Consider the following 24044-nt stretch of genomic DNA (forward strand, 5'->3'; position numbering starts at 1 on the left):
GTTTCCAAAAGAGGACAAAGACTAAGGTCCAGAGTATTGATATTAGAATTATAAAAAGCCTCTTGTCCGATAGTTTTTAAATTTTTAGGAAGGGTAATAATACCGTTAAACTTAGCAAAAGACAAATAAGGTAAAGTTTCCAGATGGTCGGGAAGTACTACCTTACCCTTAACACCATTAAAAGCATATGTACCTATATTTTTAAGATTAGAGCATTTAGAAGCATCCACGCTGATATTATATGCATATTCAAAAGCTTCTTTAGAAATAATTGTTAGATTGGAAGGGAGAATTATTTCTTTTAGAACGGAATTACTTTTGAATGCACCCGTAGGAAGTATTCCGTCCGTAACCGAAGAATTGGAAAGATCTAAAACCGTTAATTTTTTCATATTATTTAACGTTTTTATATCATCTGGATTTATACTTCCATTAATCGCTAAATTGGTAATCGTATTAATCTCATTACCTAATAGCTTAGATAAGCTGCCGGGGTCTTCCATATCAATGACCTTTACTTGACCTTGTAAAAAAAATATGGATAAAAAATAAAATAAAAAAAGTAAAAAATTCTTCATAAAAAATAAATGTTAAACCGTTCAATAATAAATTAAAAACAGTATAGTTATAAAAGCAAATATATTTAAAAAATAACGTATAATTTAATTAAAAGTGATTGATATCATAAAATAATGGTTAAAAAATAGTAAATAGAGAATAAAAAATTAATAAAATTTGATAATATATAAAATGTTTATAAATGTATTAAATTTTTGTTTAAACAATTAAATTTAAATTATATGTTTTTATATACTTAAAGAGATTATATTTTTAAATAGTAATGAATAAAAAACGTTTATAATAAAAAGTTCAAAATAGGAAGTTTTAATTTTGGGATAATATATAAGGTTTGAATCGATATACTGATAAAATAAAAATATGTGTAATAATAAATTAAAAAAATGTTTACTTTAAGTAGTTTTGTAACGAAAATCATGAATAGTTTATGAGGAAAATATTCATTTTTTGTGTATTTGCAATTGTCTTATTTTCTTGCAGAAAATCTTTAGAAAAATCCGTTGCTTCTAAAAACGAATACGCAACTAATTTTTCTATTCAAAATGAAAATAATCAACTAATTATAACATCTGCGGGCAGTCGTTTAGTTTTCCCGCAGCATTATAAAAGTAAACGATGTGTAATTACTACTACTTCTGCCTCGGCGTATATTGATGCATTGGGAGAGATTAACTCCATTGTAGGTGTTTGTTCACCTCAATATTTCTATAACACAAAAATCAAAGAGAAAATTAAAAATAAAACCATCGAAGATATAGGAAATGATGGAACGTTGAATTTTGAAAAAATCTTAGCTTTAAAACCGGATTTAATTATAACCGGACATAACCCCAATTATGAAAAAATTTTGAATCAACTGTCTAAGCAGGGTATTAAAATTCTTTATGTAGAAGAATTTATGGAATTACATCCATTAGGAAAAACAGAATATCTAAAACTATTCGGAACAGTTTTTAAACAGCTCCCAAAGGCCGACAGCATCTTTTCTATAGTAAAAGAAAACTATTTAAAATTAAAAGAAAAATCGGCTCATATAAGTACGAAACCCACCGTTTTTACCGGAATTATGTATGGAGATTCCTGGTATATGGCAGGAGGAAAAAGCTTTCTAGCTACTCTTTTCAGAGATGCGGGAGCTCATTATTTATGGCAGGAAAATAAAAATTCAGGATCGGTTCCCATGACTTTTGAAGAAGTCCTAAGTAAAGCTAAAAATGCCGATTTATGGATAGGAACCAGTAATTTTAAATCCAAAAGAGATTTGTTAAATTCAAATACAAACTATGCATGGTTTAAAGCGTATCAATCAGGAAACGTATATGCATTAAATAACAAAGAGAATCAATCACTCGCTAATGACTACTACGAGTACGGTAGCATTTATGTGGATAAAGTATTATCGGATATCATTAAAATCATACATCCCGAACTAGTACCTGAATACCAATTGACATATTTACGTAAATTAGAATAAATTTAGAGTAACACACCACTTAAAATAAGAGAAGCGATAGTAAAATAAATAATTAATCCGGTTACGTCCACCATCGTTGCCACAAAAGGAGCAGAGGAAGTAGCAGGGTCTAATTTAAATAAACGTAAAATGAAAGGAATCATAGAACCGGAAAGGGTTCCCCATAATACAATTCCGATAAGTGAAGTGGCAACCGTAATTCCGATGAGCAGCCAATGAGGGCCATAATCGTAAAAATTAAGATTTTGCCATATAAGTATTCTGATGAAACCAATTACTCCTAAAGTGATCCCTAATAAGAGACCCGAAAAAATTTCTTTTTTCATAACGTACCACCAGTCTTTCAATTTGATTTCATGCAAAGCCATAGCCCGTATAATCAGGGTAGCTGCTTGAGATCCGGAATTTCCCCCACTGGATATAATTAGAGGCACAAAAAGGGCTAAAACCACGGCTTTTTCAATTTCCTCTTCAAAATGGACCATGGCACTGGCGGTAAGCATTTCTCCAAGAAAAAGTATGATTAACCATCCGGCCCGTTTTCTAAATAAAGTTAAGAGTGGAGTATCACGATAAGGAATATCCAAAGCTTCCACACCACCAAATTTTTGTATATCTTCCGTATCTCGTTCCTTAACAATATCCAAGATATCATCCACGGTTACTATACCAACCAATACCCCGGTTTCGGAAATAACGGGAAGGGTGCTTCGGTCATAATCTTCAAAAACGCGAATGGCATCCTCCTGGTTCATCATGCTTTTTAAAGCAATGAAATTGTCATCTCCTAATTCTTCCAATTTACTGTCATCATCGGCAAGTAATAACTTTCCTATTTTGATGTCATCCAGTAACTTGTCATTCTCATCGACAATGTAAATGAAATTTAGAGTTTCTGCTTTCCTTCCATATTTTTTAATATGTTGTAACGTATGTTTTACCGTCCAATATTTTTTTGCTTGTATATAATTAGGCGTCATCAAACGACCTACGCTGTCTTCCGGATATCCTAAAAGCTGTAAAGCAATTTTTCTCTCGTTTTCGTCTAATAAGTTTATGGTGTTTTTAATGAGATCATCCGGCAGATCCACAAAAAATTCTGTACGGTCATCCGGAGCCATTTCATTTAACAAGTCGGCAATGTCTTTTTTACCTAAACCATGCAACAATTCTTGTTGGATTTTAGGGTCTAAATACGTAAAAACATCCGTTTTTTGATTACGAGGAAGCAGAAAAAAGTTTAAAATCCGATCTTTTTCGGAAAGCTCTTCAAGTTGTTCTGCGATGTCATTTGGGTGAAGATCTTCAATAGGAGTGCCTTCAAAGATATTTTTTTCCATAGACTTTTTTTTTAGGTTATATTATTGAAGAGTACTGCAAATATAATTCTAAATTATATATAAAGAAGCATATTTTTTAGTATTGTGTATATTATTTATTCATCAAAGCCTAAGGTTTCGTCAGAATTTAATTCTAAAGCTTGTATATTTTGAATTGCATTTCCTGCTATTCCTTTAATGGAGCCGTACATGGAAATTGTATTTTCTATTACCTTTTCGATTTGCTTTTCCCGTTTGGACCATATATTCATCATTGCCCTTTTTTCTTTACTAAGCTCATCTTGCATTTGAGTAAATCCTTCTACAATACCCTCTATTCGCAAACGGAATTCATTTCCGGTTAGAAAATCATAGAGCATTTCCATCTTATCGCCTTTATTTTCTTGGGATTTGATAATGGTGCTGAATTGAATGATGGAATGTCTTAAAACGGCACTCAACCCCTTAAATTCATTAAAGGTACAAATCCAAATGCCCTCTTTCATTCCCATTCGGTCCATGTCTGAAGGCATTACTTCAGTAATAAGAACCCCGGTATTTGCTTTTTTCTCACGAATATCATTTTTGAATTTTTCAATCCATGAGTTTTGGAAATCTTTAGTTCTTTTACTTTCATAATAAATTGAGCCGCAATTTTGGATTTCACGGGTATTTACAATTTGAAGGCAATCGGCACCACGGACCCCTTTTTTTATTTCGTTGATAGTATCTAAAGGAAAATTTTGAGCTAACCATTCTTCAATAGCTAATTCCTGAACTTCTCCCTGCAATTGCATGGATCCTTGTTCTTGTTTTCGCTTCATTTCTTCGGTGAGCCTTTTCTGATCTTCCAGTTGTTTAAGTAACTCCTTAAACTTTAACTCATTTTTTTCATTTTCTTGTTTGCGAATTTTTTCTCTTTCTCGTAGAAGTTCATCATTTAATTTTTTTTGAGCTTCTGCTTCAAAAACGGCTTTCAACTCTTCTTTTTCTCTACTTAATTTGAAAATCTCCGCTTGCATCTTATTTAACTCTTGAAGCTTTTCAGATTTTTCGGCTAATTCTTTTTCATAAAGAAAAATGCGTTCTTGATTCTCTTCTTCAATTTTCTTTTTCAGATAACTTTCAATTTCAAGAGTCTTTTCTTTGGTTATTTTCGAGAGTCTTTCCTGAAAAATTTCATTCTCTTTCTTTTTCTTGGCCTCAAATTCTTCTTTTTGCCGCTCCAATAAATTGTTTTTTTCTTGAAGTTCTTTTTGAGAAGAAAGAAATTTTTCTTGGTATTCTTTCTTTATGGATTCTTCAAATTGATGTTTAAGAATATCATTTACATCGATTACATTTCCACAATTCGGGCATTTTATCTGAGTTTGAGAATTCATAGTACACATTTACTATTTAACAACGCAAAGGTACAAAATATGTAAATAAATGTAAATGAGTTATTAGGAGGCTGTTTTAGATTTTACAACTGAAACCGGCATCTTGTTGCTTCATTGCAAGAAGTATAAAATAAAAATTGTACTAAGTACTAATTTTATGTAATTATTTTACCAGCTCCACTTTTAAATCCGTTTTTTGAGGAGCGGCCAAATACTCAGTAGCATCAAATACCATAGAAAGACTTTTTTTGTCTTGAGAAATTACGGCCGAAGAATTGTTTACTTTCTTTATTTCTTTCGGAAACGTATAAATGGTTTTAAAAGTACCACCGGTAAATAAGGGAAGAATGCTTTGCGCCACAGAATCATTTTTTAAACTTTCAGATTTCACGGACTTTTTACTAAATACGTTGCCGTTCCAATGAAAAGTTGAGTTAGTGAGAAATTCCATGTTTTTAGAAGGATTGTTTTTTGAATTATCAATAGAATTTAAAGCGGCGAGAGCAGAATTTAAAGACGCACTATTGGTAAAATCCCCGTAAATCAATACATAAAATTCCCCTTTCTTTTCATCTTGGTGCACTTTGATAAATAGAGGCTTAAGTGCTTCTAACTTTTTTTGATTCTCGAGAGATAATTTTGATATGCTATCCTTTTTTTGAGTAAGTAAGTTGTTGAATGAAATTAGAGTGTCTTTATAAATACCTTTATTCAGACTATCGGGCATAATTTTCATAAATTCACCGGCATCAATCAAATAAGAATACGTAAGATTGCCTTCAGGATTGAACGTAATTTCCTCACGTATGGAACAACTTATAAGTAAAACAATAGAATAACATAGAGTTAAGATTTTTGAGATAGACTTCATATATTTAATGATTATAATTATTTTTTACTTTACAAGTTCCTTTCCATTTTTCAACCAGCTGTTAAGTCCTCCGTCTAAATTATAAATGATTTGAAACCCATGATCTTTTAAAACATTAGCCGCATAAAAACTTCGTATTCCGGATTTACAATAAACGGCTACCGGGCTGTTTTTATCTAATTCTTGAATTTGGTTTTCAAAGCTGGGGTCGTCTACACTCATATTAACAGCATCATATATATGGCCACTTTTGTATTCAATCAGTGTTCGTACATCAACAATCTGCGTTTGGCGTATTCCTATTTCCCATGAAAAGGTGGATACCGGAACTGTTTGAATTAAAGGATTTTCTCTATTAATTGTGTGGGAGGGAGAAGAAACGGTATCCTTAGAAGTAACTATGCTGTCTTTTTTTGAAGAAGGAAGAGACTCATCTAATTTAACAGAATTTACGGATGCCGGAGGTTTGCTGTATCTGGGTAAATCGGAAGTAAGAATTCCTACTTCGGGTGGGGTAGTATAGGTATTTACTGATTCCCTGTAATGAGTTTTACACGAAAGTAAAATCAAGGAGAACAGAACTATAAAAAATAATTTATTCATAGATTTGAAGCGTTTAAAAACTCAAAAATAACTATTTTTACAAGTATATGAAAAGATTTATTCCGGCAATAGTCAGTGGATTGCTTCTTGCTCTGTCTTGGCCTGCATATGGCTTTCCCTTTTTGCTGTTTATTGCTTTTGTTCCCCTTTTATTGGTTGAGCATGATATTACTGTAAAAAAAGAAAAATTCTCCGATTGGAAGGTTTTTGGATTATCCTATTTGACCTTTTTCCTTTGGAATTGGGGAGCAACCCAATGGCTACATTTCGCCCAAAATCCGGACGGGTCTTATTCTTGGATGGCATTTTTATTTCCTCTTTTCGTAAACAGCTTGTTAATGGCTTTCGTTTTTACTTTTTTTCATTTTGTAAAAAGAAAAACAGGTACTCGCTTCGGGATTATTTTCTTTCCAACCCTTTGGATCTGTTTTGAAAAATTTCATCTAACTTGGGAAATGTCCTGGCCCTGGCTGAATTTAGGAAATGCCTTTGCTAATTATCCTGAAGTCATTCAATGGTATGAAGTAACCGGCACTTTGGGCGGAACTTTATGGGTATTAACAGCAAACATGATATTCTTTTATTACATACGAGCTTATCAAGTTACGCATAATAAAACCTATATATGGAAATCTCTATGCTATAACCTGGCCATTATAGGAATTCCCCTGGCTATTTCCCTCCTTAGATATCAATCGTATCAAGAAAAAGCTTCTGAAAAAATAGAAGTGGTTTTAGCCCAACCGGCACTTGACCCATATGCCGATAAGTATCGTTTGGACGGAACTGTAATTCTTCAAGAATTATTACAAACAGTAGATAAAGAAATAACCCCTGCTACACAATTTGTAGTTGCCCCTGAAACTGCTTTTCCGGGAAATGGATTTGTAATGGTAAACAATCTTGAAAACGATATCTACATAACTCAAATAAAGCAATGGCTGAAAAATTATCCTCAATTAAGTTTGGTGTCGGGAGGATCGTTAGCTGAATATTTTACCCAACCACAAACTCCTACAGCCCGTTATCTCAAACAGTATAACCAATGGATTGATCTTTATAATTCTGCCGTACAGGTAAATTTGAATGATCCGGTTCAATATTATAATAAGTCAAAATTAGTGGTAGGAGTAGAACATTTCCCTTATGCAGCTGTATTAAAGCCTATACTTGGAGAATATATGATGAATTTTGGCGGATCTATGGAAAGTTTAGGAGTACAAGACCATCCGACTATATTCACAAATTCGAAGAATCGATTAAAAGCCGCTCCTATAATATGTTATGAAAGCATATATGGAGAATACGTCGGAGAATTTGTGAAAAAAGGAGCTAACGCATTATTTATAATGACCAATGACTCTTGGTGGAGCGATTCGCAAGGACATAAGCAGTTGTTGGCTTATGCGCGATTACGAGCCATTGAAACCAGAAGAGATATAGGGCGCTCGGCCAATAGTGGAATTTCAGCATTTATAAACCAACGGGGAGATATCGTAGAAAAATTAGACTATGGAAAACGGGGGGCTTTAAGGGGGGACATTAATTTAAATACTTCACTTACAACTTATGTGAAATACGGCGATGTAATCGCCAGATTGGCATTGCTGCTGGCGGGAATATTATTGGCTTATGCGATATCCAAAACCTTTTTAAATAAAATAAATAAGAATGCCCTAAAAAGGAAACACAATATCAAAAAATAAAAAGTAAAAAAGTTGGTAGAGTCAAAAATAATTTGTTAATTTGCAACCCGATTCAAGGAAAAAGAATATTATTTAGATTTAAGATAATGGCTAGAATTTGTCAAATAACAGGAAAGCGTGCAATGGTAGGAAATAATGTGTCGCACGCCAATAACAAAACAAAAAGACGTTTTGAAATAAATTTGATGGAGAAAAAATTCTATTTACCATCAGAAGATGCTTGGGTATTTTTAAAAGTATCTGCACATGGTTTAAGAATTATAGATAAAATAGGAATTGAAGAAGCTGTAGCTAGAGCTCGTAAACAAGGTCTTATCAATTACTAAAAATTAAAATTAAAATGGCAAAGAAAGGTAATAGAGTACAAGTAATTTTAGAATGTACTGAGCATAAAGAGAGTGGAATGCCGGGAGTGTCTCGTTATATAACAACTAAGAACAAAAAGAATACTCCGGAACGAATTGAATTGAAAAAATTCAATCCGGTGTTAAAAAAATATACTATACACAAAGAAATTAAATAATAAATTTTAGTCATGGCAAAGAAGGTTGTAGCAACATTACGTACAGAATCTAAAAAAATGACCAAAGTGATCAAAATGGTTAAGTCTCCTAAATCCGGAGCTTACGTTTTTGAAGAAAAAGTTGTGAATGCGGATAACGTAGACACATTTTTAAAACAGAAATAGTTTTCATAACATAGGTTTTTAAGGTTTTAAAAAAATCATTCACTTCATTGTGAATGATTTTTTTTTTATTTTTGTTATATTATATATCCTATATGAGTTGGTTTAAGAAAATTTTCGGAAAAGAGAAAAAAGAAACATTAGACAAGGGATTGGAAAAATCTAGCCGATCTTTTTTTGATAAAATTGGGAGAGCTATTGCAGGAAAAAGTAAAGTTGATGATGAGGTTCTTGATGAATTGGAAGAAGTGCTGATTTCTTCCGATGTAGGAATTGAAACCACACTTAAAATAATAAAAAAAATAGAAGAACGGGTTGCCAGAGATAAATTTATGAATACTTCAGAATTAGATCAAATTCTAAAAGAAGAAATTATGAATTTATTGGCAGAAAATAAAAGTTCTGATTCTGAATTTGAAATTCCGGAGGATAAAAAACCGTATGTTATCATGGTAGTGGGAGTTAATGGAGTTGGAAAAACAACGACTATAGGAAAACTTGCTTATCAATTTAAACAACAAGGAAAGAAAGTTATATTAGGAGCTGCGGATACGTTCCGTGCGGCAGCCGTAGATCAATTAGTCATATGGTCTGAAAGAGTAGGAGTTCCAATAATTAAACAAAGCATGGGATCAGATCCTGCTTCTGTGGCTTTTGATACCGTTCAATCTGCAAAAGCGCAAGGTGCCGATGTGGTATTAATTGATACTGCGGGTCGTTTGCATAATAAGGTTAATTTAATGAATGAGCTTAGTAAAATAAAAAGGGTTATGCAAAAAGTAATTCCCGATGCTCCTCATGAAATATTATTGGTATTAGACGGTTCCACCGGACAAAATGCATTTGAACAGGCCAAACAATTCACGGCAGCTACCGAAGTTAGTGCTTTAGCGGTTACCAAATTAGACGGTACAGCCAAAGGAGGAGTAGTGATCGGTATATCCGACCAGTTTAAAATTCCGGTAAAATATATTGGAGTGGGCGAAAAAATGGAAGATCTCCAACCCTTTAATAAATATGAGTTTGTAGACAGCTTTTTCAAAAAAAATTAAAAGTTTAAGCATTTCATTCTAAAGTGAAAAGAATTATCTATTTAGTTATCATGCTGGTTACTTGCTTTGCTTGTAAATCTCAGCAACCTAAAACGGTTAGCAAGGATAAGCTTTGCAAGGTTGAGTATTCTAATTACGGAGGGATGAATGGTTGGGAAGAATCTTTTATGATTACTCAAGAGAATAGTTCGTATCATTCAATTATCAGAAGAACGAACACAAGCGCAAAAGAGCTGGAAAAAACGCCTGAAGTTGTTTGGAAAAAATTAGAATCTACTTTAGATATTCATTTACTTGAAAAAATTAAAAGCGGTGAGAGTAAACGTTTGTATGATGGGAAAGATACTAAATACAAGATAGTCTTATGTTCCGGTAAGGAATATTCATTTATAAATCCTCAGGATTCAGAAGAGTATCAAAAGATGAGCGAGTTTTTTTCTACACTTCTGGATAGTAAAAATAAAATACTGATAAAAATCAACAACCCAAAAAAACTCAAACCTTAAAAAATGTATAAAATAGCATATCTGGCATTGTTTGTCATACTAACATCTTGCGGAAGTTGTTTTACTTCTTCAGAGAAAGCAATTATTTATCAATCTCCCGATTCTCCGGCAAGAGTTTTAAAGATAAATCTCAAAGAGGATTCACTGATTGTTAGAAAACCTTCTAAACGAATAAAAAAAATACACAATAATAAAGATTTGGAGCAGCTGATAAAGAAGCTGTACTTAACTATGTTGGAAGAAAACGGAGTAGGAATTGCAGCACCTCAAATTGGAGTAAATCGAAATGTTTTTTTATTTTATCGATTGGATAAGGAAGAAAAAACGGTAGAAGTTGCTATTAATCCACGGATTATTTCCCATTCTACTGAATTACTATGTTTTCAGAATGACGGATGTTTATCCGTACCTAACCGATATGGAACTTCGCGACGTTATGCCTGGATTGAGGTGGAATATACGGACCAAAATGAAAAAAAGGTTACTCATAAATTTTTAGGTGGAAGTCGCGCCGATGATTATACCGGTACTATTTTCCAACATGAATTCGATCACCTGCAAGGGAAGCTTTATATTGATAAACTTTGTAAACCTAACTAGTTTTTTTATTATCTATATTAATGTTGTTTGAAGATACTATTTGTGCATTAGCTACTCCACCGGGAACAGGGGCATTAGGAATTATCAGGGTTTCCGGTAAAAATTCAATCTCGTTAGTTAATTCTGTTTTTAAGGGTAAAAATCTAAATGAGGTACCTTCTCATACGGTTCATTATGGTTTTATTAAAGATGAAAATGAAACGATTGATGAAGTGATGGTTTCCGTTTTTTTAGCTCCTAAAACTTTTACGGCAGAAAATTTGGTGGAAATCTCATGTCACGGTTCCCAATATATTGAACAGCAAATTCTTTCCTTATTACTTAAAAAAGGGTGTCGATTGGCTCTGGCAGGTGAATTTACACAACGTGCTTTTCTTAATGGACGTATAGATTTAAGTCAGGCCGAGGCAGTTGCCGATTTAATTTCGGCCGAAAATAAAGCAAGTCACGACATGGCTTTATCTCAAATGAGGGGGGGATTTTCCTCTCTTCTCAAGGAATTACGAATTGAATTATTGGATTTAGCCTCACTTCTAGAGCTGGAATTGGATTTTTCTGAGGAAGATGTTGAATTTGCCGATCGTTCTCAATTAGTACAATTGATGGATAAGATTTTAGGGGTTATTAATCCTTTAATCGAATCATTTTCTTACGGAAATGCTCTTAAAAACGGTGTTCCGGTTACTATTCTAGGAAAGCCAAATGCAGGAAAATCAACCTTGTTAAATGCTTTATTGCAGGAGGAAAGGGCCATCGTCAGCGATATTGCGGGAACTACTCGAGATACCATTGAAGAATCGTTAGTTATTAATGGTATTCAATTTCGATTTATAGATACGGCGGGATTACGGGAAACGGAAGATCAAATAGAAGCTATCGGGGTAGCCAAGGCTTTGGAAAAGGCTAAGGAAGCCTCAATTATATTATATTTGGCAGATGTAACAGAATTAAATTGGGAAGAGATACAATCTGATCTTATTAAATTTCAGAGGGAAGACGTATCTATCATTGTATGTTTAACTAAGCTGGATAAGAATAGAGAATTTACTGTTTCTGAAATCCCCGATGAAATTTTACAGAAATATACAGTACTGATGGTTTCTGTTAAGCAAAATCCTGATCTTTTAGAACTTAAAGAAAACATGTATTCGTATATAGAATCTCAAAAGTCTACTTCTCAAACAATTGTAACTAATGTACGTCATGTGAATGCTTTGATTCGTGCGCGAGAATCTTTACTTTTATGTAAAGAAGGTTTGCAAAGCGGATTAAGCAGCGAATTGATTGCGATTGATTTACGGCGTGCCTTGGAAGCCCTCGGGGAAATCGTGGGACAAGTTTCTAATGATGAACTGCTAGGAAATATTTTTGGTAAATTTTGTATCGGAAAGTAATCTGAGATTTAAAACTCTTATATTTCTACGTAGAATGTACGATTAATAAAAAGTTTTCAATAAATTCTTAGTTTGTTTTGTTTATTCTTTTTAATTAATCTTTGGTTATTAATTTGTTTACTCTGTTTTCTAAAATAATATTTTTTAGGAAATTTATACTACTACAGTTAGAAAAACCTTATAAGTCAAGAGAAATTACTTTCTATTTTTGATTTGCTCATTAACTATCTATATAGTTTCAATGTAGTAATTGAATAAAAATGTAGTTAATAAGTTATTTAGAAACTAAAAGAAATATGTAGTTTGTAATAAAGAATTTATAACAAAAAGTAGTAAAGGTATCTATTATTCTAAACTATGTTATAAGTTAAATTGGATGAAAAATCAAAAAGAGAATTCTATAGTACTTTCAAAAGAGAAACCAGTTATTATTAAAGAAGAATTACAAAGTAAATATTATTTAACTATATAAGTAAGAGTGTGTTGTTTATTTTGAGTTATCCGAGAATATTTCTAGAAGAAAAATTAAAGAGAGTAATCTAAAACCGATAAAATTTAAGAGTAAACATCTATATCTAAAATTTTCCTTAGTAGAAATATTCTGAGAAATATAGATTATTTTAAGTAATACAGAGTGTTATAAGAGTTTTGAGAGATTGTATAGATAAAGAATTTTAAAATGTACAATCTGAAATTTTAGTGTTTAAGAAGAAGTCGTTAATTTTATTAATATTTCTTTAATTTCAACTAATAGATTGTCAAAATAATCTAATAGATCACTTATTTTAGGGTATACAAAATTTGGAACGTTATTTAAATTATTATATTTTAATGATAGTGAAAATGTTAAAGGTTCATCGATACCTATATGGTTAAGACATTCAGAATTTATAAAAGAATGTTTGTATATATTAGAAATTTCGTTTATTAAATCAAAGAAAAATAAATGTTTCTTTTTAAATTCTTCCATAAATTGTTTTGAATTTATAAAACTCCCAATAGATTCAATTTTTATTTTTTTGGATATTCTTTCTTCTCATTGTAACAATCTAAAACATATAATAAAGAGATTAATTCATCTAAAGTTTTTCTCATCCAATATAAAATTTGTTCTGTTAAGAATTTTTGTCTAAAATATAATTGTGTTTTAATATTTGCATCTATAATAGCATCGTTTAAAGTGCTATATTTTAATTCATCACTAATTTTTTTAGAAGATATATTTGAATTATTAAATAAATCTATTAATTCTTCAAATGAAGGATTATCTTTGTTAGATAGAGATTAGCCATTTAAATACTTATATAATTCTTTTAGATGATTGAAATAATCTTTCTTTTCTTTAAATAAAAGATACCTATTGATAAGTTCATCTATGTTAGAATCGAACAATAACTTATTTTTATTTATTAATTCAAATTCATCAAATAGTTGAATAATAAGAGTATCGATATTATCTAACCGTTGTAATATTTCTATCCATTTAAGTTTTAAATTTCCATATGGGGTATCAAAAGGTAATGAAATGAAATTATCCTCATGTAAAGTATGTTCTTTAAATATTTTAATAGAAGTTACTATGGGATATTTTTCCATTTTAAGAATCAATTTTTAAGAAGATAAAGTTAGTTAATTAAATTTATTGTAGCTATGTTTTTAAGAATGTATAACAACTTTAAAATAATAGATGATATTTTTATCAAAAGGAGAATAAAATGTCATACTATCTTTAAATTTAAGTTATCAGAAGATTTGTGATTGTAGTTAACATTATACATTTATATTCAGAATATTATTTTCAAAATTAGTCTTCCTAAAATTATATACGGTTAATACTAAAAATTATAGATTATTATATCGGAAGAATTCTAAAGTTTATATAAGAGTAATTTATCAGAATAAAGAATATAAAGTTAGAACAATTACCTTTAACTTTTAATTCATGGATATTATATGATTAGGCATTTTAATATTTTAAATTAACTATATAGTTGATTAATAAGGTATTGAACATATTAGATAAAAATAAATTTATATTTACTTGTAGATCATTACATAAATTTTACAAAAAAGTGAAGGTTACTTAGTTAATTAAATTTAGGTCAAAAATAACACACAAATAATAAAGAAATACAATTAATTTGGAACTATATGTGTGTTTTTATTATATTTGTAAAAAATATAAAGATGGACATTGGTGATAAGATAAGAGAACTTAGGGTGAAAAAAGGATTTTCTCAAGAAGAACTTGCTGTTCGTTCAAATTTTTCTAAATCATATATTCAGAAATTTGAAGAAGGTAAGCGAGAAGTTAAATCATCGCAATTAGTACAAATATCAAATGCTTTAGGCATAAGTATTTCTGAAATTTTAGATGGAACAAATTATAATTCAGATGAGTTTACACTTAGGAATATAGAATTTAGAGAAGGTTTTAAAATTGTTTTTAATCGAGAATTTTTTGAGAAAAAAATTTTAGGAGAATTACATAGAAAGTATAATTCATATTGCCGATTAGAAAAGTTAGTTGGAGCATCAATTATATTTCAGAATCCATTAAAAAATTTTGATATTATTTCAAATAAAAAACAGATAGAAGAAGCTACAAAGATTTTAAGGAAAAAGTGGAAATTTGATACTACACCTATTTATGATATTGTTAGTTTTTTAGAGGACTTAGGGGTGAAGATATTTGAGGTAGAAGAAGATGAAAGTTTTGCTGGGTTCTCATGTTGGGAAAGATATACTCCTATTATAGTCATAAATGTTAAGAATATAGATATTCCTAGGAGGAGATTTACTGTTTTACATGAATTAGCCCATCTTCTTTTAAAATTTGATGATAATATATTAAAAGAAGATTTAGAGAGATTTTGCGATCATTTTGCTGGAGCAATGCTATTACCTTATGATGTTCTAATGGAATATATAGGGGAAGAACGAAGTATAACTTTAGAGGAATTAAAAAGAATTAAGAGTAAATATGGAATTTCAGTTTTTGCAATTTTAGTAAGGATAGTGAGCCTCGAAATAATTAATTGGGAAAAGTATTATGAATGGAAAAATTTATACGATACTTGGAAAAATAAAGATATTTCTTATAATAGTAATGAGAAAGTAAGTAGGTTTAATTATTTGTTAGCAAAAGGATTAAGAGAAGAACTTTTTAGTGATAGTGTTGCTAGTCAATTGTCGGGCATACCAATATCGGTATTAAGAAGAAATTCATTTAGTAAAGAATTTGATTTGAGATGATGGTATTGAATGATATAGAGCAAATTAGACCGATGCATAGTTTAAATATGATAAAAAATGGAATTTTTTATATTTCAAATTTATATTTATCTGAAAATTATCTTGAACTCAATGAAAGATTGCTTATAAATGATTTAAAAAATAAAGAAGAATTAAAAATTTTTGAATTAAGTAATGATTTTTATGATTTTTTCTTTAAAAATAATAATGAAAATTTAAAAATTGGAATTACAGATATTTCATCAATATATTACGCAATGAATAATAATTTACCAGTAGTTACTAAATGCAAATTTGTGAAAAATTTTGCCGAACAAAATAATGTTCATGTATATGATATAGACAAGGCTCTAAAGATTATAAATATAGACCAGAAATATATAAATTATCTTAACCTTATGATTATTTAACATAAAATTGGCTTTAAAAAGAAAAGCCTAAATCATTGAATTAGGCTTTATTTTAATTAAGAAGAATAAAAATTATTTATACTTCAAATAAACTCATATCATAAATGTATAAATAATTCTTCTTTTTTACAAAAGAATTTTTCAATATTTAAATAACTTTTCTTTTTAAAATGCTTTATTTGATTAATTAGCAATATTTTAAAAAATTAAAATTATCGCAATTCAACCTCCAAAATATGGAAGTCTAAAGGTTGCAATAAGTTGCTCACTAATTCAAAAAAGTAAAAAACAGGTTTGTGTATTAAACGAAACATAAATACGGACAAGGTTATTGATTTTAAGACTTCGTTGTCAAATTCAATTATTAAAGAAATAAAAAAATAAATAAATTATGGAGAATATTTTTATACAAAAAAAAGTAGGACTTAACGCTGAAAAGAGTTCTGGGATGTTAAAAGTAGAAAAATTATGTAAGTTAATAACGGAACATCCACATAAAGATGCCATTTATGAAGCTTTTGAAATAGAAAAAATTAAAGATGAAATAATATGTATAGATTTCATTGATACTTTATTTGAAAAAATTCACTATTATAACACTAAATATAATAGATATTCTATTTGCGCTGAAACAAAAGATATAGATGTTTATCAAAAAATTGAGGTTGTAGATGGAAAAATTCAAAAAGATATTATTTTTAAATTCGAAGAATATATTGATGGTGATGAAGTAAAAAATGACTTGAGCGCAATTGCTATTTACAATTCTAAAAATACGTTTTTAGATGAATATGATATGACCAAATACGCTAATAATCTTTTTAAAATTGGAGAATCGGATTTAGCCAATTATAATGTTCAACATTTTAAAACTAAAGCTAAATTTCAAAAGGAGTATAATAAAATTAGAAGTTATAGACTTGTAGAATATGACAACCAATTGTATTTACGAGGAATAACATCTGCAACTAAATATAATGAGTATGGAGTGGATTTTAGTTTTGTTGTTTCGATGTTAATCCTTCATTCAAATATGAAATTAAATAAAGGTATCGAATATATGATTAAAAGTGCATATATTAATGAATCAAAATTAGAAATAATAGTTTCAGAAAAACTTTTAAAAGATGCAGGCTCATTTGGAAAAGTATCAACAGCAATTAATATTTCAACTAATGATTTAGGACAAGGATCATTGATTTTTTTAAACATTTTGAGTGTTGGTCAATTAAATAATAAAGGTTTCTTTCTTTATCCCAAAAAATATATACAAGAAAATGGAGTGCGAATAAATCATATAACAAAGCCTGAGAAAGTATTTTCGATACTAAAGGATATGGATAAAATACTTAACACAAGTGATAATTTAATTAAAGAATTAGAAGAAATAAAAACAATTAAGCATCCGGATGAATTGCGAATGAAAATTTTAACAAAGATTAGTAATCCTAAAAGTTCATTAAGCAGAATTAAAAAATTATCTGATATATTTGATAGGAAAATTGATAATGAGATTTCAAGTTTTGCTAAATTATTAGAAATGTGCAATAAAGCTGAAGAATTAGATATGGAATTTGATTTAAAAGATAAACTTAGATATATAATTTCAGATATTATACTTTATGGAAATAAAAAAAATTAGTAGGTAAATTTAAATTATATATTTTAACATATAAAGCTTCATCATAAAAAGTTGAGGCTTTTTTTGTTATATAGATAACTCGTTTATGTTTGAATAAAAAATTTATTTTTAAAAATTAATATTTTCTTACTTAACTTATGCAAGCAAACTCAGTTTTTTTTAAAAATACATAATGAAGATATATAAATATTCTTTAGCTTTTAATATTTATTTTTGATTAATTCTATTTCCTGAATGGATGAATAATTGATAGAGTAGATTTTAAATATTGCTTATTCTTTTTATACATTAAAGTTGCATTTTTACGAACAATAATGCCTAAATATTTTCTGTAATGTATTTAATATAAACTCAATTAAATAAATACGAAACTTTAACCATCCAATTCTTTTAAAGCAAGGCTATATAGAATAAATTCATAACACTACTAATGCTACATATCTGAATTTATTGAATATTTCTTTTAAATAAGGTAATTTGTTATATTAATCGTACAAAAACTGTATTTATAGTAAAACAGGCAAAATATATAGCATAAAAATATAAAATAAAATAAAAAATACTAGTATATTTGTTGAGCCTATTTATTAAATCAGATTACTATGAAATATACCTTTCAGGCTGTCTATGGAGAAAAAATTCCTTCTACAACAGCAGAAAATTTAGATTACTTACTTAAATTTTTAAAACCTCAAACTCTTTATATTAAGTTTATAAAGATCTTTTTTACCAATTATACGGCAAGCAAACCCGAAGTAAACATCCGTTTGAAAAGCTGATTAAATTGATCAGATTTTAAAATCAGTTGATAGTATTTCGACACAAAAATTCATAATTAAGACACAAAAGCTATATAATAAATTAAAAAAAAGAGTAAAAAATGGAAGGCGGTAACATTGTTCGAAGAATAGGCGGAGAAAGTATTAAAAGAGCTAAACAATCTATAACTCTAACAGCTAAAAATGGGAATCTTATTTTTAATGCTAAAAGGATAGAAATGATTGGCAAGCAAGACGGAGTAATATTTTTAAATGATTATAAACCGCCTGAGCCTTTGCAAGTAATTCATATTGAGGGGCCTTTAAATGAACAAGGAGAAAAAGTTTCAAAAGTAGAAAAAGGGAAATCTTATAAATTTAAGATTACTCAATTTAATAGGGAAGTGAAATCGCCGACAGAACTCATGAAAATTAAATGGTCGTTACAGCTCAATGAAGATGCAGTACAATTATCGGCTAAAACTTTAGGAAAACAAGAAGTAACGTTAGATATTTCGAAAACTGATTCTTTGGATAAAGTTACAATATATGCTTATATTTCCAATTGGAAAAAAGAAGGGAAATGTGAAGTAAATGTAAGTACTAAACATGGAGGAATACATACCCGATTTTATGATGAACATGGGCAACAGATATACGACATACCTAAGAAATTGCAAAAAGCATTTAATTAAGAATACGGTATCACGATTGCCTATGACAAAGAAAATGAAATGCTATACTATAAGGGCGAATGTGCTCCAGCCTATGAAAATATATCTCCAACTGCAATTGAACATTGGAAAAGAGAATTAAGCAGAGATCAAGTATCTAGGGGTAAGTTGTTATTTGGATATAATTTTGGGTATGAAGTTTATTCAGATAATAAAGATAAGAATGGTAATACTTATAATGAGAATGGTCATTTGTTATTTGATATTTATGCAAAAGAACCTATGTTTTTGGGAGTAGTTCCTGGATATAGAAAGAAAATAAAAAATTATAAATATAATGACGGATCGGTGGGAGATAAAATTTTGAATATGATAGGGAATGTAGCTTGTATAGATTTAGAAGATTTCATTGATGATTTAAATATAAAATATATGTATTATAAATTATCAGATTATGATATCGCTTGTTACAAAGAGTTTAAATTAATTTTACCTAAATTGACAGCTCGGTATAATGGCTTGTCGAGGGTTTTAGAACATGAGTTTTTAGGACATGTCTTACTGAAGCTTACCGATGATGAATATGATATATTTTCTAAAGAATTTACCACAGAAGGTCCAACACAAGTTGAAGCTAAATTGTGTAATGTAATAAGAAGAGAAATAGGAATTCCTGATAAAAAATCATATGGTGGTTATGCCGTAAATGCTAGTCAGGCGGGAAATGTTGAAATGAAATTTGGTTTTTTAAATGGAAGTGATGAATTATATAAATCTGAAATAGATAGTCGAGATACTAATTATCCTAGTCCACCTAAAAAATATCCAAAAAATCAAGGTATAGGCATCATTAATGAAAACAATTACTTAAAATTAGTTCAAATGAATTACGTTATAAAGCTAAAATATAATGGGAAAGATGAAATTTATAATTTTTCTTAGTACTATTTTGATAAATATATTTTTATATGGGCAAATAGATACACTTAAATTATCTTATGTGAATAAGGCTAAAGAAGCGGTTTATAAATCAATTCTTTTCTCTGAAGAATTACAAAATGATGAAATATGTCATATAGTTATAGTACAACCAACTTCTCTTAGAATGGATTTTAATAGTCAAATAGGTTTTCATAATATAAAAAAAGAGAAGGATAGTGTGTCAATATTAAACTTGAGAAATTCATTATCTGAAAACTATAGGGTTTATTCCATTGAAGATAAGTTATCAAATACAGTTCAAGGGTATGAACTTGTTTCTCAATTGCAGAGAATGGATAGTTTATATGCCAAAAGAAATTTACAAAAGGATATATGTGATAGTAGTTTTGATGTTATCAAAATACAAGAACCTTTAGATAGTTGGATGAAAATTTATAAAGCTAATATTTTACTAAATAAAGCAAATGTAGTAATTCCTGTAATTTATGAATCTTTTATGGAAAAACCTAAATATCTTTTATATAAAATAGAATTATACGAAGGAAGTACAAAGGTAAAATCAATGAAAGTAGTTGAATTAGATTAATTTAATAAATAAGTTGAAATTCCACGATAATGAATGTAGGAGCAGTTGGGCAAAATAAAGGAAATATTGATAACTTATTTATTTTAAGATTTCTAACAACTATAAATTATCATGTATATGAAGAAACTTTTGATTTTGATTAATTTTTTCTTTATCTATGTATTTCAAGGACAAATAAGCAGTCAAGAAATAAATAATGTAAATGTTAGTCCAATTGATCAATTAAAAATTGAGGTATATAAATCAATTATACTTTCTAAAGAGTTTAAAAGCAATAAGCAATGCCATGTAGTAGGAATTAATTCGGTTTCTTTAAATATGGATTATTATCCTAAAGGCTATTCTACAGGCGGTTCTCTAGGTTTTTATTATACAAATCTTGATATAACTAAAGATAGTGTATCAGTGAAAGAATTAAGAAAAGATTTGCCAAAAAAATACTGGATATTTGAGGATTCAAGAAAATTTTTGGGTGTTGAATTTGATCGAGAATACATTTCTGCACTTCTAAATACAGATAGTTTATATATTCCTCAGAAAATTGATTTTATAACGGATTTATGTGAAAGTAGTTTTGATATAATAAAAATATACGAACCCATAGATAAATGGATGAAGATTTATCAGAAATATTATAGTAAACACCCTATGGAATTCAATAATAAATATGAAAATTATGAGGTTGTAATTCCTGTAAAATATGAATCGTTATCAAAAGGGCATATGTTTCTTGAAAAAGAAAAATATTATTTATTCAAAATTAAGATAGGATATAACGATAAAGGTAAATTAGAAATAATCAAAGAAATAATAAGTGGTATAAAAGAGGAAAGAGATATAATAAATTAAAAAGTGTTTTCATTAGAAATTATAATTTATACTAATTGAAAAAAAAATTAAATTTTAATTAAACATTTTTATTTTTTTTACAATAGTTGTTGAAGGTGAGCCGTATGATTATATACTCGAATAATAAATAATAAAGAAATAAAAAAAATATATGCTTAATAAAGGCGCATTTTCAAAAAAAGGAAAGATTAAATCAGTAAAAGTTGTGGATTAAATTTGATGGAGCAAATGAAACCTATTATTTTAGTTAATTTTCTCTTTATAAGCATTTATTTTTATGGGCAATCGGATTGTCTAAAAAATAATGACTTAGATTTTAGTGCTATTAAATTCATGATATTTAAAAGTATTATTTCATCAAAAGAATTCGAAAATAGTACGCAATGTAAAATGATTGTGATTCCTTCTACTTCTTTAGGAGTTACAAAAAAATATGAATACTTAGAACCTTATGTAAAAAAGGATTCTATTACGTTGGATAAATTAAGAGATTTTTTACCTAAAAATTATTGGATATATCAAATAGGTAATGAAATGGAATATATTAATAAGGGAAATAATTTAATAGATTATTATATAAATGCGGACTCCATATATGCTCATAAAAAATTTTCAGAAAATAGAGAACGAAAATTATTCACTAATGATAAAGGCTTTTATTATTATCATTGTAATGATAAATTTGACATTATCAAAATCTATGAGCCTTTTGACAAATGGGCTAATCTTTATTTTAAAGAAATTAATAAGAATAATAGATTTATAGAATTTATAATCCCCGTAAAATATGAACACCTAGAACGTTTTAATAATAAAGAGAAGTATTTTTTATATAAAATACAACTATACGAAAATGGTGTAGAAATAAAATCTGTTAAATTTATTGGGATGGAATAGTAGCTATGCATATGCAATAATAAAGATTAATTAGTATATCAACTAAATAAATATAAAGATAATAGATTCTAAATTCGTTATTTAAAGTGGGATGAAACTTAAAGTGGAAATATTGAAAAATCATTTTAAGTAAAAAAAATTATAAACCATAAAATATGATGTGCATAAAAAAACTCTTGATTTTGATTACTTTTTTTCTAATAAACCAATTTCACGGACAATCAATAAGTAATAAAGAAGATGCAGTTATAAGTTTTATTGATTTTTTTAAAACGGAAGTTTATAAATCAATTATACTTTCTAAAGAATTTAAAAGCAATAAAAAATGTCATATAATTGGAATTGATGGACTCTCATTAAATATCGGATATACAGCAGGTTTTGCTACAGGGGGATCAAATGGATATTTATATAAAGATATTCATATAACAAAGGATACTATATCAGTGAAAGAATTAAGAAAAGAATTACCAAAGAAATACTGGATATTTGAAGATTCGGATAGGTTTTTCGGGGTTCAAGTTGGAGCAGATTATATTTATAATCTTAAAAAAAACAATATTGAATATGTGCCTAAAAATATTGATTTTGAACCTGATGTATGTGATTTTAGTTTTGACATTATAAAAATATATGCACCCCTTGATAAATGGATAGATTTTTATTAAAAATACTATGATAGAAGTTATAATTCAGAAGTCTTAATACCTGTTAAATATGAATTATTATCAAATGGAAATAGATCGATTGAAAAAGAAAAATATTATTTATTCAAAATTAAGATAGGATATAACGATAAAGGTAAATTAGAAATAATCAAAGAAATAATAAGTGGTGGAAAAGAGGAAAGAGATATAATAAGATAAAAAGCATTTTCATTATATATTATAATTTATATTAATTGTTAATAAATTAAAGTTATATATTTTTATTTTTTTTAAAAACTTATGAAAGTGAATCTTATGATTATTTACTTTAATAAAAAAATAAAGAAATAGAAAAAATATATGCTTAATAAGGACGCATTTTCTAAAAAAGGGAAAGATTGAATCAGTAAAAGTTGTGGATTAAAATGATGTACAATAAGAAAGTTATACTTTTTCTTAGTTTGTTCTTTTGTAAATTAAATCTATTTAGCGGGCAGATTAAGGATAGTTGCTCTATGTATAGAATTTGTTATTCTGAGATAGATACAGTTAAATTAAATATTTATAAATCAATTCTTAATTCTATAGAACTTCAAAATAATAAAAAATGTCATATAGTAGGAGTTAGTCCAATTTCATTGAATATGAAATATTCGCCTGGATATGAAGCAATGTTTTATGATATAAAAGAAATTGAGGACACAATTTCTGTTAATAACTTGATAAATTCTTATCCTGAAACATATAGGTTTTATTCGATTAATAATAAACTTTCTAATTCTTTGGATATTAAAGAATATATGTACTATTTAGATATATTAGAGGGAAAAAATGATTTATACACCTTAGATTATTTTTATGATGAAATATGTAATAATAACTTAGATATAATAAAGATACAAGAACCTTTAGACAGTTGGATGAAAATTTATAAAGCTAATATTTTACTAAATAAAGCAAATGTGGTAATTCCTGTTATTTATGAATCTTTTATGGAAAAGCCTAAATATCTTTTATATAAAATAGAATTATATGAAGGAAGTACAAAGGTAAAATCAATGAAAGTAGTTGAATTAGATTAATTTAATAAATAAGTTGAAATTCCACGATAATGAATGTAGGAGCAGTTGGGCAAAATAAAGGAAATATTGATAAATTATCTGATGTAAATAGAGCCACATTTTCAAAAGAAAATAGATGATAAGAAAAAGGT

At 28.4% G+C, this 24044-nt stretch carries 27 protein-coding genes; 20 read left to right on the plus strand and 7 right to left on the minus strand.

Features of this window, described 5'->3' with window-relative positions:
* Positions 1-578 (minus strand): leucine-rich repeat domain-containing protein (locus GFV00_RS07325; RefSeq protein ID WP_160557461.1); only part of this gene is annotated, 578 nt, incomplete at its 3' end.
* A 428-nt stretch (positions 579-1006) separates the two neighbouring features.
* Between GFV00_RS07325 and GFV00_RS07330 the strand changes: the two genes are divergently transcribed.
* Positions 1007-2053 carry an ABC transporter substrate-binding protein gene (locus GFV00_RS07330; protein ID WP_160557460.1) on the plus strand — a complete coding sequence of 349 codons (1047 nt, stop codon included), beginning with the start codon at positions 1007-1009 and terminating at the stop codon, positions 2051-2053.
* A 2-nt stretch (positions 2054-2055) separates the two neighbouring features.
* On the opposite strand, the gene mgtE is transcribed toward GFV00_RS07330, so the two are convergent.
* From mgtE to GFV00_RS07350, 4 genes are all read right to left on the minus strand, one after another.
* Entirely contained in the window at positions 2056-3393 is a 1338-nt protein-coding gene (mgtE, locus tag GFV00_RS07335) for a magnesium transporter (protein WP_160542736.1), read from the minus strand.
* A gap of 95 nt (positions 3394-3488) precedes the next feature.
* On the minus strand, positions 3489-4754 hold the full coding sequence (locus GFV00_RS07340; RefSeq protein ID WP_160557459.1) for a DUF2130 domain-containing protein: 1266 nt from the start codon (positions 4752-4754) through the stop codon (positions 3489-3491).
* Positions 4755-4917: 163 nt separating this feature from the next.
* Positions 4918-5625: a hypothetical protein gene (locus tag GFV00_RS07345; RefSeq protein ID WP_160557458.1), complete on the minus strand. Its 708-nt coding sequence runs from the start codon at positions 5623-5625 to the stop codon at positions 4918-4920.
* A 24-nt stretch (positions 5626-5649) separates the two neighbouring features.
* Positions 5650-6228 carry a rhodanese-like domain-containing protein gene (locus GFV00_RS07350; RefSeq protein ID WP_160557457.1) on the minus strand — a complete coding sequence of 193 codons (579 nt, stop codon included), beginning with the start codon at positions 6226-6228 and terminating at the stop codon, positions 5650-5652.
* A 47-nt stretch (positions 6229-6275) separates the two neighbouring features.
* Here GFV00_RS07350 and lnt point away from each other — a divergent pair, with 47 nt between their 5' ends.
* The 8 genes from lnt to mnmE all read left to right on the plus strand — a co-directional run bounded on the left by lnt (position 6276) and on the right by mnmE (position 12171).
* Complete coding sequence (lnt, locus tag GFV00_RS07355) at positions 6276-7934, plus strand: apolipoprotein N-acyltransferase (protein ID WP_160557456.1); 1659 nt, start codon at positions 6276-6278, stop codon at positions 7932-7934.
* A gap of 86 nt (positions 7935-8020) precedes the next feature.
* On the plus strand, positions 8021-8260 hold the full coding sequence (rpmB, locus tag GFV00_RS07360; protein WP_055425116.1) for a 50S ribosomal protein L28: 240 nt from the start codon (positions 8021-8023) through the stop codon (positions 8258-8260).
* Between the two features lie 14 nt (positions 8261-8274).
* Positions 8275-8457 carry a 50S ribosomal protein L33 gene (gene rpmG / locus GFV00_RS07365; RefSeq protein ID WP_055425117.1) on the plus strand — a complete coding sequence of 61 codons (183 nt, stop codon included), beginning with the start codon at positions 8275-8277 and terminating at the stop codon, positions 8455-8457.
* Between the two features lie 12 nt (positions 8458-8469).
* Entirely contained in the window at positions 8470-8622 is a 153-nt protein-coding gene (locus GFV00_RS07370) for a DUF4295 domain-containing protein (RefSeq protein WP_105297293.1), read from the plus strand.
* A gap of 92 nt (positions 8623-8714) precedes the next feature.
* The gene (gene ftsY, locus GFV00_RS07375) at positions 8715-9671 is read left to right on the plus strand and encodes a signal recognition particle-docking protein FtsY (protein WP_105297294.1); all 957 of its coding nucleotides are present in this window, start codon (positions 8715-8717) and stop codon (positions 9669-9671) included.
* A gap of 23 nt (positions 9672-9694) precedes the next feature.
* Positions 9695-10177 carry a hypothetical protein gene (locus tag GFV00_RS07380; protein WP_160557455.1) on the plus strand — a complete coding sequence of 161 codons (483 nt, stop codon included), beginning with the start codon at positions 9695-9697 and terminating at the stop codon, positions 10175-10177.
* Between the two features lie 3 nt (positions 10178-10180).
* A complete protein-coding gene (gene def / locus GFV00_RS07385; protein WP_160557454.1) occupies positions 10181-10777 on the plus strand; it encodes a peptide deformylase in 597 nt (198 codons plus the stop codon).
* Positions 10778-10797: 20 nt separating this feature from the next.
* Positions 10798-12171 carry a tRNA uridine-5-carboxymethylaminomethyl(34) synthesis GTPase MnmE gene (gene mnmE / locus GFV00_RS07390; RefSeq protein WP_160557453.1) on the plus strand — a complete coding sequence of 458 codons (1374 nt, stop codon included), beginning with the start codon at positions 10798-10800 and terminating at the stop codon, positions 12169-12171.
* 703 nt (positions 12172-12874) lie between these two features.
* Here the strand turns inward: mnmE and GFV00_RS07395 are convergent.
* Together GFV00_RS07395 and GFV00_RS07400 are read right to left on the minus strand one after the other, a co-directional pair.
* Positions 12875-13141, minus strand: a complete 267-nt coding sequence (locus GFV00_RS07395; protein WP_160557452.1) for a hypothetical protein — start codon at positions 13139-13141, stop codon at positions 12875-12877.
* A 314-nt stretch (positions 13142-13455) separates the two neighbouring features.
* Positions 13456-13767, minus strand: a complete 312-nt coding sequence (locus tag GFV00_RS07400; RefSeq protein ID WP_160557451.1) for a hypothetical protein — start codon at positions 13765-13767, stop codon at positions 13456-13458.
* A gap of 591 nt (positions 13768-14358) precedes the next feature.
* Between GFV00_RS07400 and GFV00_RS07405 the strand changes: the two genes are divergently transcribed.
* The 11 genes from GFV00_RS07405 to GFV00_RS07455 all read left to right on the plus strand — a co-directional run bounded on the left by GFV00_RS07405 (position 14359) and on the right by GFV00_RS07455 (position 23913).
* Complete coding sequence (locus GFV00_RS07405; protein ID WP_160557450.1) at positions 14359-15426, plus strand: helix-turn-helix domain-containing protein; 1068 nt, start codon at positions 14359-14361, stop codon at positions 15424-15426.
* The gene (locus GFV00_RS07410) at positions 15423-15836 is read left to right on the plus strand and encodes a hypothetical protein (RefSeq protein WP_160557449.1); all 414 of its coding nucleotides are present in this window, start codon (positions 15423-15425) and stop codon (positions 15834-15836) included. Before GFV00_RS07405 ends, GFV00_RS07410 begins: the two co-directional genes overlap by 4 nt.
* Before the next feature lie 391 nt (positions 15837-16227).
* The gene (locus tag GFV00_RS07415; RefSeq protein WP_160557448.1) at positions 16228-17478 is read left to right on the plus strand and encodes a hypothetical protein; all 1251 of its coding nucleotides are present in this window, start codon (positions 16228-16230) and stop codon (positions 17476-17478) included.
* Positions 17479-18080: 602 nt separating this feature from the next.
* The gene (locus GFV00_RS07420; protein WP_160542720.1) at positions 18081-18257 is read left to right on the plus strand and encodes a hypothetical protein; all 177 of its coding nucleotides are present in this window, start codon (positions 18081-18083) and stop codon (positions 18255-18257) included.
* 101 nt (positions 18258-18358) lie between these two features.
* Positions 18359-18931: a hypothetical protein gene (locus GFV00_RS07425; RefSeq protein WP_160557447.1), complete on the plus strand. Its 573-nt coding sequence runs from the start codon at positions 18359-18361 to the stop codon at positions 18929-18931.
* A gap of 39 nt (positions 18932-18970) precedes the next feature.
* Positions 18971-19852, plus strand: coding sequence for a hypothetical protein (locus GFV00_RS07430; RefSeq protein WP_160557446.1), 882 nt, complete (start codon positions 18971-18973; stop codon positions 19850-19852).
* A 58-nt stretch (positions 19853-19910) separates the two neighbouring features.
* Positions 19911-20438 (plus strand): hypothetical protein, encoded by a 528-nt coding sequence (locus GFV00_RS07435; protein ID WP_160557445.1) that lies wholly within the window; start codon positions 19911-19913, stop codon positions 20436-20438.
* A gap of 117 nt (positions 20439-20555) precedes the next feature.
* On the plus strand, positions 20556-21287 hold the full coding sequence (locus tag GFV00_RS07440) for a hypothetical protein (protein WP_160557444.1): 732 nt from the start codon (positions 20556-20558) through the stop codon (positions 21285-21287).
* 333 nt (positions 21288-21620) lie between these two features.
* Positions 21621-22184: a hypothetical protein gene (locus GFV00_RS07445; RefSeq protein WP_160557443.1), complete on the plus strand. Its 564-nt coding sequence runs from the start codon at positions 21621-21623 to the stop codon at positions 22182-22184.
* Between the two features lie 182 nt (positions 22185-22366).
* Entirely contained in the window at positions 22367-22852 is a 486-nt protein-coding gene (locus tag GFV00_RS07450) for a hypothetical protein (protein WP_160557442.1), read from the plus strand.
* A 494-nt stretch (positions 22853-23346) separates the two neighbouring features.
* The gene (locus GFV00_RS07455) at positions 23347-23913 is read left to right on the plus strand and encodes a hypothetical protein (RefSeq protein ID WP_160557441.1); all 567 of its coding nucleotides are present in this window, start codon (positions 23347-23349) and stop codon (positions 23911-23913) included.
* Positions 23914-24044 lie beyond the last annotated feature (131 nt).

Origin of the sequence: Apibacter sp. B3935, assembly GCF_009827705.1 — a bacterium.
In the GTDB taxonomy this organism is placed as follows: Bacteria; Bacteroidota; Bacteroidia; order Flavobacteriales; family Weeksellaceae; genus Apibacter.

Excerpts from the sequence above, each read along its gene's own strand:
- GFV00_RS07430 (WP_160557446.1), top strand. The coding sequence starts at position 18,971 with ATGCTATACTATAAGGGCGAATGTGCTCCAGCCTATGAAAATATATCT.
- rpmG (WP_055425117.1), top strand. The coding sequence starts at position 8,275 with ATGGCAAAGAAAGGTAATAGAGTACAAGTAATTTTAGAATGTACTGAG.
- GFV00_RS07410 (WP_160557449.1), top strand. The coding sequence starts at position 15,423 with ATGATGGTATTGAATGATATAGAGCAAATTAGACCGATGCATAGTTTA.
- def (WP_160557454.1), top strand. The coding sequence starts at position 10,181 with ATGTATAAAATAGCATATCTGGCATTGTTTGTCATACTAACATCTTGC.
- GFV00_RS07370 (WP_105297293.1), top strand. The coding sequence starts at position 8,470 with ATGGCAAAGAAGGTTGTAGCAACATTACGTACAGAATCTAAAAAAATG.
- GFV00_RS07395 (WP_160557452.1), bottom strand. The coding sequence starts at position 13,141 with ATGGAAGAATTTAAAAAGAAACATTTATTTTTCTTTGATTTAATAAAC.
- GFV00_RS07340 (WP_160557459.1), bottom strand. The coding sequence starts at position 4,754 with ATGAATTCTCAAACTCAGATAAAATGCCCGAATTGTGGAAATGTAATC.
- mnmE (WP_160557453.1), top strand. The coding sequence starts at position 10,798 with ATGTTGTTTGAAGATACTATTTGTGCATTAGCTACTCCACCGGGAACA.
- GFV00_RS07420 (WP_160542720.1), top strand. The coding sequence starts at position 18,081 with ATGAAATATACCTTTCAGGCTGTCTATGGAGAAAAAATTCCTTCTACA.
- mgtE (WP_160542736.1), bottom strand. The coding sequence starts at position 3,393 with ATGGAAAAAAATATCTTTGAAGGCACTCCTATTGAAGATCTTCACCCA.
- GFV00_RS07445 (WP_160557443.1), top strand. The coding sequence starts at position 21,621 with ATGATATTTAAAAGTATTATTTCATCAAAAGAATTCGAAAATAGTACG.
- GFV00_RS07405 (WP_160557450.1), top strand. The coding sequence starts at position 14,359 with ATGGACATTGGTGATAAGATAAGAGAACTTAGGGTGAAAAAAGGATTT.
- GFV00_RS07350 (WP_160557457.1), bottom strand. The coding sequence starts at position 6,228 with ATGAATAAATTATTTTTTATAGTTCTGTTCTCCTTGATTTTACTTTCG.
- GFV00_RS07455 (WP_160557441.1), top strand. The coding sequence starts at position 23,347 with ATGTATAGAATTTGTTATTCTGAGATAGATACAGTTAAATTAAATATT.
- GFV00_RS07400 (WP_160557451.1), bottom strand. The coding sequence starts at position 13,767 with ATGGAAAAATATCCCATAGTAACTTCTATTAAAATATTTAAAGAACAT.
- GFV00_RS07440 (WP_160557444.1), top strand. The coding sequence starts at position 20,556 with ATGAAGAAACTTTTGATTTTGATTAATTTTTTCTTTATCTATGTATTT.
- GFV00_RS07330 (WP_160557460.1), top strand. The coding sequence starts at position 1,007 with ATGAGGAAAATATTCATTTTTTGTGTATTTGCAATTGTCTTATTTTCT.
- lnt (WP_160557456.1), top strand. The coding sequence starts at position 6,276 with ATGAAAAGATTTATTCCGGCAATAGTCAGTGGATTGCTTCTTGCTCTG.
- GFV00_RS07425 (WP_160557447.1), top strand. The coding sequence starts at position 18,359 with ATGGAAGGCGGTAACATTGTTCGAAGAATAGGCGGAGAAAGTATTAAA.
- GFV00_RS07345 (WP_160557458.1), bottom strand. The coding sequence starts at position 5,625 with ATGAAGTCTATCTCAAAAATCTTAACTCTATGTTATTCTATTGTTTTA.
- ftsY (WP_105297294.1), top strand. The coding sequence starts at position 8,715 with ATGAGTTGGTTTAAGAAAATTTTCGGAAAAGAGAAAAAAGAAACATTA.
- GFV00_RS07415 (WP_160557448.1), top strand. The coding sequence starts at position 16,228 with ATGGAGAATATTTTTATACAAAAAAAAGTAGGACTTAACGCTGAAAAG.
- rpmB (WP_055425116.1), top strand. The coding sequence starts at position 8,021 with ATGGCTAGAATTTGTCAAATAACAGGAAAGCGTGCAATGGTAGGAAAT.